Annotated in this window: 11 protein-coding genes; 4 read left to right on the top strand and 7 right to left on the bottom strand. The window is 68.2% G+C overall.

The annotated features are described in order from the left end of the window. Positions 1 to 4: 4 nt before the first annotated feature. On the top strand, positions 5 to 1,450 hold the full coding sequence (locus RT655_RS12755; protein WP_313537317.1) for an alginate export family protein: 1,446 nt from the start codon (positions 5 to 7) through the stop codon (positions 1,448 to 1,450). On the opposite strand, the gene RT655_RS12760 is transcribed toward RT655_RS12755, so the two are convergent. The 5 genes from RT655_RS12760 to RT655_RS12780 form a co-directional block, all read right to left on the bottom strand. After that, the gene (locus RT655_RS12760) at positions 1,402 to 2,541 is read right to left on the bottom strand and encodes an ABC transporter permease (RefSeq protein ID WP_313537320.1); all 1,140 of its coding nucleotides are present in this window, start codon (positions 2,539 to 2,541) and stop codon (positions 1,402 to 1,404) included. The two genes, RT655_RS12755 and RT655_RS12760, sit on opposite strands and share 49 nt — an antisense overlap. Further along, positions 2,538 to 3,665: an ABC transporter permease gene (locus tag RT655_RS12765; RefSeq protein ID WP_313537323.1), complete on the bottom strand. Its 1,128-nt coding sequence runs from the start codon at positions 3,663 to 3,665 to the stop codon at positions 2,538 to 2,540. The genes RT655_RS12760 and RT655_RS12765 overlap by 4 nt, the downstream gene beginning before the upstream one ends. Next, positions 3,662 to 4,666 (bottom strand): efflux RND transporter periplasmic adaptor subunit, encoded by a 1,005-nt coding sequence (locus tag RT655_RS12770; RefSeq protein ID WP_313537326.1) that lies wholly within the window; start codon positions 4,664 to 4,666, stop codon positions 3,662 to 3,664. Before RT655_RS12770 ends, RT655_RS12765 begins: the two co-directional genes overlap by 4 nt. Further along, positions 4,663 to 6,183: a TolC family protein gene (locus RT655_RS12775; protein ID WP_313537328.1), complete on the bottom strand. Its 1,521-nt coding sequence runs from the start codon at positions 6,181 to 6,183 to the stop codon at positions 4,663 to 4,665. Before RT655_RS12775 ends, RT655_RS12770 begins: the two co-directional genes overlap by 4 nt. Positions 6,184 to 6,310: 127 nt before the next feature. After that, positions 6,311 to 7,507, bottom strand: coding sequence for an alpha/beta hydrolase (locus RT655_RS12780; protein WP_313537331.1), 1,197 nt, complete (start codon positions 7,505 to 7,507; stop codon positions 6,311 to 6,313). Between the two features lie 290 nt (positions 7,508 to 7,797). Between RT655_RS12780 and RT655_RS12785 the strand changes: the two genes are divergently transcribed. Together RT655_RS12785 and RT655_RS12790 are read left to right on the top strand one after the other, a co-directional pair. Next, positions 7,798 to 8,511 (top strand): acetylxylan esterase, encoded by a 714-nt coding sequence (locus RT655_RS12785; RefSeq protein WP_313537333.1) that lies wholly within the window; start codon positions 7,798 to 7,800, stop codon positions 8,509 to 8,511. Between the two features lie 8 nt (positions 8,512 to 8,519). Next, positions 8,520 to 9,965 carry a family 43 glycosylhydrolase gene (locus RT655_RS12790; RefSeq protein ID WP_313537335.1) on the top strand — a complete coding sequence of 482 codons (1,446 nt, stop codon included), beginning with the start codon at positions 8,520 to 8,522 and terminating at the stop codon, positions 9,963 to 9,965. Between the two features lie 9 nt (positions 9,966 to 9,974). Here the strand turns inward: RT655_RS12790 and RT655_RS12795 are convergent, their stop codons facing one another. Further along, positions 9,975 to 10,436: a hypothetical protein gene (locus tag RT655_RS12795; protein WP_313537345.1), complete on the bottom strand. Its 462-nt coding sequence runs from the start codon at positions 10,434 to 10,436 to the stop codon at positions 9,975 to 9,977. Then, on the bottom strand, positions 10,433 to 11,377 hold the full coding sequence (locus RT655_RS12800; RefSeq protein WP_313537348.1) for a sterol desaturase family protein: 945 nt from the start codon (positions 11,375 to 11,377) through the stop codon (positions 10,433 to 10,435). The genes RT655_RS12795 and RT655_RS12800 overlap by 4 nt, the downstream gene beginning before the upstream one ends. A 136-nt stretch (positions 11,378 to 11,513) precedes the next feature. Here RT655_RS12800 and RT655_RS12805 point away from each other — a divergent pair, with 136 nt between their 5' ends. Then, on the top strand, positions 11,514 to 12,410 hold the full coding sequence (locus tag RT655_RS12805; RefSeq protein ID WP_409530272.1) for an MBL fold metallo-hydrolase: 897 nt from the start codon (positions 11,514 to 11,516) through the stop codon (positions 12,408 to 12,410). The last annotated feature ends 6 nt before the right edge of the window (positions 12,411 to 12,416 follow it).

Genomic DNA, 12,416 nt, shown 5'->3' on the forward strand with positions numbered 1-12,416 from the left:
TCCCATGCGTAGCGTAACCCGCGTCCTGGGCGCCACCTCGGCGCTCGCCCTGAGCATGCCTGCCGCCGCGCAGGTCGTCGAAACCGCCGGCTACCCGGCCGCTGCCTCGGGAGACGGCGCCACCAATGGCGGCTACAACCTTTCCCGCTGGGCGGAGGATTGGCGCAAGCTGTGCGATCCCGCCAAGCGCGATGATCCGATCGATGCGCTGAAATGCATCAAGCTCACCCCCAGCGGCGACGTCTATGTCACGCTCTCGGGCGAAGCGCGGCTCCGGACGAACCACACCACCAACCCCAATCTGCGCGACAGCCGCGCACAGCGGCAGGACATCGTCCGGCTGGTCGGCGGCGCGGACGTGCATATAGGCGAGCATCTCCGCGTCTATGGCGAGATCGCGCATGGCGGCATCAGCGGCGTCGAGCTCGGCGCACCGGCCGCGACGCTGCGCAATGATGTGGCGGTGCAGCAGCTGTTCGTCGAAGCCAAGGGCGAAGTGGCCGGTATCGATGTCGGCGCGCGCTATGGTCGGCAGGAGTTCACCGACGGGCCCAACCTGCTGGTTTCGCAGCGCGACAACAACACGATCCGCTATACCCTCAATGGCTTTCGCGGCTGGGCGCGCGGCAAGACGGTGCGGGTCGACGTGTTCGACCTGAAACCCACCCAATATGGCGATCTCGGCACCGAGGATGACGTGACCGATCCGGCGCGCCGCTTCTCGGGCGTGAGCCTCGGCTTCGTCGTGCCCAAGGCCTGGGTGGGCGGTGCCAAGCTCTATTTCGATCCCTTCTTCTGGCGTCGCCGCAACAATGTAGGCGCTTGGGGCGGTCGTATCGGCCCGGGCACGCGCTTCTATCTGGGCACGCATCTTTGGGGCGAGGCGGGGCCGGTGACGATCGACTGGTCGGTAAACCATCAATGGGGATATTATCGCGATCAGCAGATCGACGCCTGGCATGGCTTCTTCGCGCAGAATGTCCGGTTGGGCAGCGGCAAGCGCGCACCGCGGATCGGCTTCCACGCCGATTATGCCAGCGGCGGGGGCGGCTATGGCGACGGCAAGCTGCGCAATGCCTATGCGCCGTTCGGCAACAACATCTATTACAGCTACGGCCTGTTCCTCACCCCCAGCAACCTGCTGGCGCTGGCGCCTACGCTGAACCTGTCGCCTACCTCCAAGCTGCGGTTGAACCTGGAATATCAGCGGGCTTGGCGCGCCAATGTCCACGACGCGGTGTATCGCGCCAACGGCCAGCCCTTCGCGGGGACGCAGAATGTGCGCGACTCCCGGACCGCCGATGTCGCGCGGGTGCAGGCGGTTTGGGCGCTGACCCCGCGGCTGTCGCTCACCGGGCGCTACGAGCACCTCGCCGCCGGGCCCGCGCTCACCAAGGCGGGCTATGCGAGCTCGGACTTCGTCGCCGGCTGGGTCAGCTTCCGCTTCTGACGCGGCCCTGCGATCCGCCACCAGCCAAGCCCGCCATAGAGGAGCGTGAGGGCGAGCAGCGTGAGCACCCCCGGCGCCACGTCGGCGAGGCTGGCGTGCATCTGGTTGAGCGGCACGAACACGTGCACGCCGCTGGTCGAGGGGATCAGTTGCGCCAGCGCGCGGACGAAGCCCGGCATCTGGTCGAGCGGCCAGGCGGTGCCGGACAGGAAGAAGAAGGGCGCGGAGGTGGGCGCGAGGATCACCATCGCCCGTTCCGAGCGGTCGAAATAGCTGCCGAGCCACAGCCCCAGTCCGGCGACCGAGGCGGCGAGCAGCGGCGCGCTGAGCAGCATGCCCGCGACATTCTCGTCGCGCGGGATGCCCTGCACCCAGAAGATGAAGCCGAACAGGAACAGGCAGGTCAGCAGCCCTACGGAAGTGAACGCCGCCCAGGTGCCGGCATATTCGCCATGCCCCATCCGCCAGCGGCCCTCGCGGCGCCGTCCGCCGAGGAGGGTGGCGACGCCGAACAGCAGGGTCTGCTGGATGATGACGATCGCGACGGCGGGGAAGACATAGCCCTTATAGCCCGCGGTAGGGTTGAACATCGGCTCGCGCACGACGGTGACGGGCGGGCCGGTGCGCACGACCTGCCCCAGCACATCGAGCTTCTCGACGGCGAGATCGCGCAGCACCTCCGTTACCGCCTCGCCGATCGTGCTGGCGCGCAAAAGGTACGAGGCATTGACCCACACCGCGATCCCGGCCCCCGGTGCGCCGGTGCGCAGCTGACGCTGCAAGCCGCGGGCGATCAACACCACCCCGTCGGCCTTGCCCGCGCGCAGCCGCGCCTGCGCCTCTGCGACGCTCGGGGCGTGATCGACCACGGTTACCGCGCGGGTCGCCTCGAGGTTGCGGACCAGTTCGCGGCTGAGCGCGCTGGCATCCTCGTCGACCAGCACCACGGGCAGCTGCTGTGCCACTTCCTGACTGTAGGGAGCTGGATAGTAGAAGGCGTAGAGCACCACCGCGAGCAGCATGGTGCTCAGCAGGGTGCGCGAGGTCAGCACCGTCGCCCAGGTGGCACGGAAGGCCGCGGCGAAGCTCATCGCGCCTGCCGCCGGATCAGTACCCAGGCGAGCACGCCCGGCACCAGCACATAGGCGAGCAGCGCCAGCATCGGCGGCACGATGGTGGCGAGATCCTGTCCGCCCAGCTGGCCGGTCTGGAGCGCGAGATAATGGGTGAGGGGGAGCACCTGGCTCCAGAAGCGCGCAAAGCCGCTGCCGCCGTTGAGCGGCAGGGTGGCCCCCGCATAGGCCAGCGCCGACCCGGCATAGACCGCGCAGACCGACAGCGCCGTGGCGGTCTCGCGGGTCGCCGCGACCAGCAGCGCGGAGATCGCGGCGGTGCCGAGATAGAAAAGCGTCTGCCCTGCGACGATCGCAGCGATGCTGCCCTCTACGCGCCAGCCGCGACCCAGCGTGACGAACAGCAGCCAGGCGACGCCCCACAGACTCGCGGCCGCGACATAGGGCAGCAGCTTGCCGAACAGCGCGGGCACGATCGCGCCGTTGCGCGCGACCCAGGCGCCGAGCGAACGCCCTTCCAGGTCGCGGCCCAGCGCCATGGCGGAGGTGACTGCTGCAATCAGATGCAGCACTGCCGGATAGATCAGCGTGCTGAGGAACCACTCGAAGCTCGACGCGGGGTTGTTGAGTGGAACCGCCTCGACGGCGAAGCGCCGCGTTGGGTCGGGCGGCAGGGCATGGCCGGAAAGCTGGTTGACCACCAGCGAGGCGGCGGCGGCCTGCACCGCGCTCGCCGCACCGCTCGCCGCCTGCGAGCCCGAGGAGAGGAAGCTGGCATTGTAGAGGATGCGGATCACTGGAGTGCGGTGGCGGGCGAGCCCCGCGCCGAGATTCCTGGGCAGGTGGACGAAGCCATTGGCATGCCCGCGGCGGACCTCTTCCACCGCCTCCGCCTCGGTGGCGCGCATCGCGATGATGTGCACCAGCGGCGCCGCATCGATCGCGCGGAGGATGGTGCGGCTCGCCGAGCTGCGATCGTCATCGACCACCACGATCGGTAGCCGCCGCATCGATCCCTGCCAGAACATAGTGCCGATCAGGAACAGCAGCAGCGCGGGGATCAGCGTCAGCCCGGCCAGGTCCCAGCGGTCGCGCGCCAGGTGGCGCAGCTCCGCCCGCAAGGCGTGGCCGAAGGCGCTCATTGCGGCCAGTCGAACAGTACGCTCATGCCCGGGCGCAGGCCCGGGATCGCCGCGGCCGGCCGCAGCTTCACTTCGAAGGCGCGGACGTCATAGCCCGAGGCCTGCCGCGTTGCGCGCCACGTCGCGAAATCGCCGCGCGGGGCGATCTGGTAGACCGCGAAATCGCCGTCGTGGCCGAGCGCGGGAATGTGACCGTGCAATCGCTTGCCGATCGCGATGCCCTTGAAGCGATCCTCGCGCACGGTCAGCTCCACCCAGGCATGGTCGATGTCGAGCACCTGATAGGCGGGGATCACTGGGCTGACGACTTCGCCCGGCTGCACCAGCTTGCGCGACACTTCGCCGTCGATCGGCGAGACGAGCTGCGTCTCGCGGCCGAGCGCGGTGGCGGTCTGAAGCGCGGCCTCGGCGATGCGGACCTGCGCGTTGGCGGCCTGCTTGTTCTGCGGGCGGGCGCCGGCGAGCGCCTTGAGGTACTGTTGTCGCGCGGCTTCGGCCTGTTTGGCACTCGCATCGCGCGCGGCTGCCGCCTCGTCCCGCCGCTGCGCCGCGACGACGCCCTGCGCATAGAGGTTCGCGGTGCGCCGGCTGGTCACCGCGGCGAGATCGGCCGCGGCCTGCGCCGCCTGCCAGGTGGAACGCAGCGAGGCGATATCCTCTTGCCGCGCGCCCTCGTTGGTTTCCGAGGCGATCGCGCGGGCGGCATCCACCGCACCTTGCGCTTGCGCCTTGCCGCCGGCGATCTCGGGGCTCGACAGCGTAGCGAGCAGCGCGCCCGCACGGACCCGCTGGCCATCCTCCGCCACCAGCGTCTCGACGCGGGCGAGCGCCTTGGTGGCGACGTTGACCTCGTCGGCATCGACCATCCCCTGCAGCTGCTCGGGCGCGGGGCGGTTGGCGAGCCACAGCCCGCCGACGATCAGCACCAGCACCGCGATGCCCAGCAGGATCGCGAGGATGGGCGGCTTGCGGCGCGGTGGGGCCACGGTCTCGTCGGTCATTGCTGGTTCTCCACGTGCCGATCGGCACGCGCCATGAAGTCGCTATAGTCGTCGACGCGGTGGCTGGCGGCGAGCAGCGCCATCAGCCCCAGGTCATATTCATAGGCGGCGGCAAGCCGCTGCGTGCGCACCGTCGACAGCGCCGCTTCGGCATCGATCAGCGCCGACGAGGCGACCTCGCCCTCGCGGAAGGAGAGCTGCTGCACGCGCAGATTCTCCTGCGCGGCAGCGAGGTTGGCATCGAGCAGCAGGAAGGACCGCCGCGCCGCCTCGGCGATGTTCCAGGCGCGGACGATCTCGCCAGCGACGTCGCGGCGGGCCTGGGCGGCGGCGTCGGCGGCGGCGGCTTGGTTCTCGCGCGCGGCGGAGAGCGTCTTCTGCCGATCGATGTTGGAGAGCAGCGTCATGCGCATCGAGACGCCGGCGATCCAGTCGGGTTCGGTCGGCAGCGCGTTGTTGCGGTTGGCGTTGTAGCTACCGAAGGCGAAGGCCTGGGGGCGGTAGCGCGACTTGGCGAGGTCGACCCCGGCCTGCGCGGCGCTCTTTACTGCATCGGCGCCCTGCGCGCGCGGCGACTGGTCGATGCCGTCGAGAAAGCGCTGGAGCGGCGGCAGCGGCTCGGAATGGACGAACAACGGGGTCGATGCAGTCACGCCTAGCGGCTGGTCGAGCAGCCGCGCCAGCGTATCGGTGGCGATCGCCTCCTCGCTGCGGGCATGTTCATGCGCGCGCTGGGCGGTGTTACGCGCGACTTCCACCTCCAGGACCCGGGCATGGGCGAGCACGCCTTCCGCCTCCAGCTTGCGCGCATCGGAGAGATGGCGGTCAAAGGCGTCGAGCTGCTCGCGGGTGGAGACAGTGAGTTGCGCGGCGACCTTCTGGCCGAAATAGGCACGCACCAGATTGACCCGCGACAGGTCTTGCCCGCCGGCCTGCTTGGCGCGGGCGATGCCCACCGCCGCATCGGCGCCCCTCTGCACTGCCGGAATCGCACCGCCGGTATAGAGCGGCATCGCCGCGGTGACCGCCGGGCGGAACACGGTGTCGCGGGTCTGGAACTCCAGCGTGTTGGGAATCGCGCCGAACAGCCGGGGCAGGGCCGCGCCGATCCGCTGCGTCACCTGCGCCACGATCTGCGCGCTCTCGCCGGAGAACTGGCCGCCCAGCTGATCGAGGAAGCCGTTGGTCGCGCTCAGCGCATCGGCCTTGGGTTCGGAAAGGTCGACCGACAGCGTCTTCTGATATTCGATCACGCTGGCCGAGGCGGTAACCACCGGGCGGCGCAGTGTGCGGGTGGCGGCGGCGATGTCCTCGCTGGCGCGGACGGCGTGGTCTTCGCCGCTAAGCCCCGGCGAGGCCTTGCCGAGCCGGGCGAGCGCGGCCTGGAAGCTGAGCGAAGGCGGGGACGCCTCCTGTGCGAACGCGGTATCGGTCCAGGCGAGCAGGAGCGCGAGGGCAGCGGCACCGCACCCGCGGTTGCGTGCGACGTATAGATCCTGCCGCTTCGCGCTCCGCACCCTGCTCCGCCCCTGTTTTGCCCGGCACACTCCCGCGGTTGCCTCCGCGACAGCATCGTCTGCCTGCGCATATTTGCAGCGAATTACGCGCGCAATCGGTTTTCTAGCGTAGCGGGGGCGAAATCGTTCAGTCGCGGAACAGCGACGGGGCCATTTCGTGCAGACTGCGGCGCCAGGTCAGAAACTCATGGCCGGTGTCCGGCGAGACATAGAAGGCGCTGGGTATGCCCGCCGCCTTGATCGCCGCGGCATTGGCGCGCGGGTCAACCTTGGGACCGCCCGGCGGGCCCGAGCGACCGCCCTCGATTTCGCGGCTGCCGAAACTGACGAAGCTTAGCTTCACCTTGTCGCGATAGCCCGGGGTGGTGTTCACATCCTCCAGCGCAATGGTGCCGCCGCTCAGCAGGCCGATATAGGCGAAGCGATCGAGGTTCTTGAGCGCGATCAGCTTGGTCTCGAACCCGCCCATCGACAGGCCCGCCATCGCCCGGTGCTTCTGGTCGGCGAGCGTGCGGTAGTGCGCGTCGACATAGGGAACCAGCTCGCCCAGCAGTACGGTCTGGAACGGCTTGATGTCGAAGCTGGCGAGCCCGCCCGGCTGGCCTGGCCGCACGTCGTTGGTCATGCCGTAGGTCATCACGATCAGGAACGGCCGCGCCTTGCCGGCGGCGAGCAGGTTGTCGAGGATCAGATTGGCGTGGCCCTGGTTGCTCCACGCGGTCTCGTCCTCGCCCCAGCCATGCTGGAGGTAAAGCACCGGGTAGCGGGTGCCGGCGTTCTTCTCATAGCCGGGCGGTGTGTAGACGAAGGCGCGGCGCTGGGTGCCACTGCTGGGGGAGGGGAACAGGATCTGCTCGACCCGGCCGTGCGGCACGTCCTTCAGCGCATAGAAATCGGCGTCGCGCGCGGGGATCTCGATGCCGCTTTCCCAGCGGGTGGAACCGTAGAAGTTGAGTGTGCCCGGATCGTTGAACGTGCCGCCGTCGATCGTCAGGTGATAATAATGGAAGCCTTCGTCGAGCGGGCCCTCGGTGGTGCCGGTCCAGCTGCCGTCCGCCGCCTTGGCGAGCGTGGTTCCGCCGCGACCGCCCAGTCCGAGGCTCACCTTCACGGCGGTGGCCTCGGGCGCCATGACGCGGAATCGGACATAGCCCTGCGAATTGACCTGCGGATATTGCTGGCCGGGCTGGTTGAGCGTCGAAGGTTTGAAGTCCTCGGCGATCGGCACCGGCGCGGCTTGCGCCGATGCCGCCGGCGCGGTCTGGGCGTGGACGGGGTGCACGGCGAACATGGCCGCGGCGATGGCGGCATACGTGATCTTCACGACGGTTCCTCCCCTAAGTGCCGCCAGCGTCTTGGGCCGGAAGCCTTGGATGTTAGCGCATACATTAGGACGGTTTGGTCGGAGAAAATCAAGCAGCGATGCCGCATTGTCGGTATCTTGCATAACATCGCTTTAGCATTGGAAAGCCGAGCGGAAGTTCTTCAGAGTTGCCTGTTGCGCGCAAGGCAATCGTTTCGCCAGTTGACGGCGCAGTGCAGCCCCGCCTAGCCATGTTGTTACCGATAACAACGGCGGCCGGTTCGAGTCGTGGCGGAGAGGAGACATTGGCGATGGGCAGGCCCCGTTCGGCTGCGCAATGGTGCGCGCTGGCATTGGCGTTGACCGAACCGGCAGCGCTGCACGCGCAGACCGCCGGCATGGTGGAAGAGAAGCTGCCGCCGCCTACCGGCCTTGCGCCGTACTTCACGCCGGCGTCCGCCGATCCGATCGCGCCTGATGCCGATGGCTTTATCCGGCGCTGGCTGCTGCTCGAACCGGTGGTAAAGCCCAACCGCACCAACACCGGCTTCACCCCCAGCTATGTCCGCGCAGCGATCGCGCCCGCCACCTATCCGGGCAAGTTCGCAGGCTTGCCGCGCGACGGGGAAGCGCCCGCCGGTGGCCTGCGCTGGCACGCGCTGGATTCCAGCCTGTTCGACGTGAAGCTCTTCTACCTCGCGCAAGGGCTCGGCAAGCCGACCTATGGCGTGATCTTCTGGGCGGTGACGGTGATTAACGCCCCGCGCGAGATGCGCGGCGTGCACCTGGCAATGGGGTCCAATTCTGCCTCGCGCTGGTGGCTGAACGGCAGCGAAGTCGCCGGGCTCTATGGCGATCGGCGGATGGTGATGGACGACGTGGTTTCGCGCCCGATCACGCTGCGCAAGGGCCGTAACGTGCTGCGCGGCGCGGTGATCAACGGCCCCGGCCTCAGCGATTTCTGCGCCCGCTTGGTCGACGAGGCCGGCAAGCCGATCCGCGACATCACGATCGACGTGAAGTGAGGAACGCCATGAAGTTCGCAAGCCCCGCGCTCGCCGCGCTGTTCCTGCTCGCGCAGCCCCAGGCCGCCTCCGCCCAGCTTGCGGGGGAGCCGTTCATCCACGATCCGTCGACCATCACCTATTCCGACGGCCGCTGGTGGACCTTCGGCACGCGCGGGGGCGGGCTCGTCTCCGAGGATGGCTGGACCTGGGCCAGCGGCGGCGAGCGGCCCGGCGGCGGCGTCGCGCCCGACGTGATCAAGATCGGCGACCGCTTCTACATCGCCTATGCGGTGGGCGGCGGCGGCATGAACGGGGGGCACGCCAGCAACGTCAAGGTGATGTGGACCAGATCGCTCGACCCCAAGTCGCCCGATTTCGGCTTTCACGATGTCGGCATCGTCGCCTCGACCAACGGGCTGGAGCCGGCCGATGCGATCGACCCTGCCTTCCTGCTGGCCGAGGGGCGGCTGTGGCTGAGCTACGGCACCTATTATGGCTATATCCGCATGCTCGAGCTCGACCCCAAGACCGGCGACAAGATGCCGGGCAGCCACCCGGTCGATGTCGCGATCGACATGGAAGCCACCGCGCTGATGTACCGCGACGGCTGGTATTATCTGCTCGGCACCCATGGCACCTGCTGCGACGGGCCCAACTCCTCGTACAATATCCGCGTCGGCCGGTCGCGCAGCCCAACCGGGCCCTTCGTCGATAATATCGGCGTGCCGCTGCTCAAGGGCGGCGGCAAGCTGGTCGTGGCGGGGCGCGGGCGGCAGTACGGGCCCGGGCATTTCGGGCTGCTCGACCTGGGCGACGGCGTCGAGAAATTCTCGATGCATTATGAGGCCGACCTCGATCGCGGCGGGCGCAGCGTGCTCGGCATTATGCCGCTGCTGTGGAAGGACGGCTGGCCGGTGGCGGGCGAGAACCTCCCCGCCGGCACCTACGAGATCCAGTCCGAGCGCGGCGGCGGGGCGCTGGAGCTCGCGGTCGATTTCGTCCGCATGCCGTTCGACGTCCGCCGCAGCTTCTTCGCCAAGCCCGGCGACCCGACCGGGCCGATCCCGAACCAGACGCTCGCCGAGAACCGCATCAGCTGGCCCGAGGGCGCGATCGAGGTGGACCTGGGCGATTACATGATGCGCGCGCACCAGCTCTGGGCTATCGCGCCGGCGGAAGGCGCGGGCGGGGCGTTCGGCGCGCCCTATTACAAGATCCTGATCGCCGGCACCGAGCGCGCCTTGGCCGTGGGTCCCGAAGGCACCGTGCAGGCGGTGCCCGCCTTCACCGGTGCGGCCGAGCAGCTCTGGCGGATCGACCAGCTGACCGACGGCAGCTACCGCATCCAGCCCAATGCGCAGGCCGACGCCAAGCATCCCAAGGCGCTGGTCGCGATCGGACGGAGCACCCCGGCGCTGATGCCGTTCGATCCCGCGAGCGATAGCGGCCGCTGGACCTTTCAGCGACCCTGACGCGCTCGGTCAGGCCGGCACCGTTTCGGCGGTGTCGGCTCCTAGCAGGCGATTGCGGAACAGCTTGTGCGCGTCGCGCTGCTCGATGATGCGACCGGCGAGGTACAGTGCCGCGAAGATACCGGCGAAGACATAGCCGGGGATGCGCATCGGCTGCGCGGCATAGGCCAGCGCCGCAAAGGGCGCGGGCGCGATGAAGCACCAGAGCAGCGGATGGCTGGTCAGGTCGTAGCGCAGCGCCGCGCCGGCGTCGGTCTCGACGAACTGGAGGGTGCCGTGCTCGAAGGAGGCGAGCTTGTCCTGCGAGTCCGGATTGTCCTTGTGGAACACCAGCGTGTCGAGGCCACGCTCCAGCGTGGTGCCGCGCTCCTCGAACACCGGCTCCAGCGCATGGAAGGAGGCCGGGCGGGCGGGCAGCGCCAGCGTGCCGCGGACGTGCCAGATCCAGTCGATCGCGCGCAGCCAGCTCATTCGGCAGCCACCGCTTCGGGCAGGCGTGGCGCACGCAACTGCTTCACCCAGCCGACCACCGGCCGGAACGGGTAGACCATCTGCTCGCGGATCCCCAGCCGGCGGCAATCGTCCAGACCGACATGGGCGGCTTCGGAATCCCGGCAGGTGCCGAAGATGCGGTCGATGAAGATGAAGGTGTTGGCGTAGTTGGTCCGGCTGCTGTCGTAATCGGGCGAGTGGTGCAGACTGTGATGCTCGACCGTGTTAAACAGGAAGGACCACCAGCGCGGCGTGTTGAAGCGGATATTGGCGTGGGTATAGGCGCCGATCGCCATGCCGATGCCCCCGGCGAGCAGCGCGGCGCGCGGCAGGAAGTCGAAGAAGCCGCCCAGGCTGAGGCCGATCAGGAACAGCTCGATCGGATTGCCCACGGAGCCCTTCAGCGCGTTGAGCTGGGTGATGTGGTGGTGTGGCGCATGGGTGAGCCACAAGGGTGCCCAGTTGTGCATGCCGCGGTGCATCCAGTACTGGCCGAAATCGAAGATCAGCAGGATTGCGAGCGCCTGGAACAGGATCGGGATCTGCGCGGCCCAGGCGGTCTTGAAATGGAAATAATGCTTGATCGCATCGATGATCGCGTCGTCGCCAAAATGCTTGCCGGCATATTTGATCAGCGTGTAGCTCATGCCGACATAGAAGAGGTCGCTGGCGAGCTCTTTCCAGGTCAGCCGCCAGTGGCGATGGCGCTCGCTGATCCGCTCCATGCCGAGCAGGCAGAGCTTGAAGACGATGCCGATGCCGACCGCGACCGAGGCCTTGGCGATCGAATCCGGCGCCAGGGTCCAGAACAGTACCATCGCGAGGAGGACCGCGGGCTGGAACCAGGTGAAGATGAAGCGCTTGACCGGGCCGCCCTGCACGCCGGTTGGTTCGAAGTTGGTCGGTACAGCTGCATCCATGATTGCGCCCGGTCCTCGCCCGTGATTCCGATGCCGGGAAGATGACCGAAACGGGCGCTGCACGCCGTAAGTCGTTTGACGTAGCGGGGGATTTGGCGGCTTGTCGAGTGCCGGACGGTGGCCCAGCATGGCTGGCATGAACCGGACTCAACGCTGTTTTTCGCTCGCGCTCGGCGCTTCCCTGCTGCTCGGCGCGGCGGACGCGAAGCCGCTGGCGTTCGCGCCCTGGATCAACGGCACGGCGGCGCGCGAGCCGGAGACGCAGGTGCAGGCGATCGATCGCGACACCTTCGTGATCCGCCAATCGGTAAAGACCAACTTTGAAGCCCCGTTCCTGTATCTGATCTTCGGCCGCGACCGCGTGCTGCTGCTCGATACCGGTGCGGGCGGACTCAAGATCCGGCCAACGGTGGACCGATTGATCGCCGATTGGCAGGCCAGGCGTGGCGGGCGGCCGATCCGCCTGATCGTTGCACACTCACACAGCCATGGCGACCATCATGCGGGCGACGACGAGTTCCGTGACCGGCAGAACACCGATGTCGTCGGCCTAAAGCCTGCCGAGGTGGCAGCCTTCTTCCACTTTGCCGACTGGCCGCGCGACGTGGCGCGGTTCGACTTGGGCGGGCGGGTGCTCGAAGTGCTGGCGACCCCGGGGCACCAGCCGGCGCACATCATGGCCTATGATGCGCGGACGCGGCTGCTGTTCTCGGGCGACATGCTCTATCCGGGGCGGCTGTATGTGCCGCTCAACCATTTCGACGATTTCCGCGCGAGTGCCGAGCGGCTGGCGGCGTTCGCGAAGACGCACCCGATCCGGGCCCTGCTCGGCGCGCATATCGAGATGACGACCACGCCGGGGAAGGACTATCCCATGGAAGCGCCGGTGCATGCCGACGAGCATCCGTTGCCGCTGGCCCCCGCTGCGATCGAGGAACTCCGCGCCGCGGTGGAGAAGCTGGGACCGGTGCCGGCGATCGACCGGCACTCGGACTTCATCGTCCACCCCGTGCCCGCGCGGCCGAACGACTGAGGCCGC

This window comes from Sphingomonas sp., from assembly GCF_032114135.1.
Taxonomy (GTDB): Bacteria; Pseudomonadota; Alphaproteobacteria; order Sphingomonadales; family Sphingomonadaceae; genus Sphingomonas.

Coding starts and splice junctions, on each gene's coding strand:
- RT655_RS12755 (WP_313537317.1), top strand. CDS start 5: ATGCGTAGCGTAACCCGCGTCCTGGGCGCCACCTCGGCGCTCGCCCTG.
- RT655_RS12760 (WP_313537320.1), bottom strand. CDS start 2,541: ATGAGCTTCGCCGCGGCCTTCCGTGCCACCTGGGCGACGGTGCTGACC.
- RT655_RS12765 (WP_313537323.1), bottom strand. CDS start 3,665: ATGAGCGCCTTCGGCCACGCCTTGCGGGCGGAGCTGCGCCACCTGGCG.
- RT655_RS12770 (WP_313537326.1), bottom strand. CDS start 4,666: ATGACCGACGAGACCGTGGCCCCACCGCGCCGCAAGCCGCCCATCCTC.
- RT655_RS12785 (WP_313537333.1), top strand. CDS start 7,798: ATGGGCAGGCCCCGTTCGGCTGCGCAATGGTGCGCGCTGGCATTGGCG.
- RT655_RS12790 (WP_313537335.1), top strand. CDS start 8,520: ATGAAGTTCGCAAGCCCCGCGCTCGCCGCGCTGTTCCTGCTCGCGCAG.
- RT655_RS12795 (WP_313537345.1), bottom strand. CDS start 10,436: ATGAGCTGGCTGCGCGCGATCGACTGGATCTGGCACGTCCGCGGCACG.
- RT655_RS12800 (WP_313537348.1), bottom strand. CDS start 11,377: ATGGATGCAGCTGTACCGACCAACTTCGAACCAACCGGCGTGCAGGGC.
- RT655_RS12805 (WP_409530272.1), top strand. CDS start 11,514: ATGAACCGGACTCAACGCTGTTTTTCGCTCGCGCTCGGCGCTTCCCTG.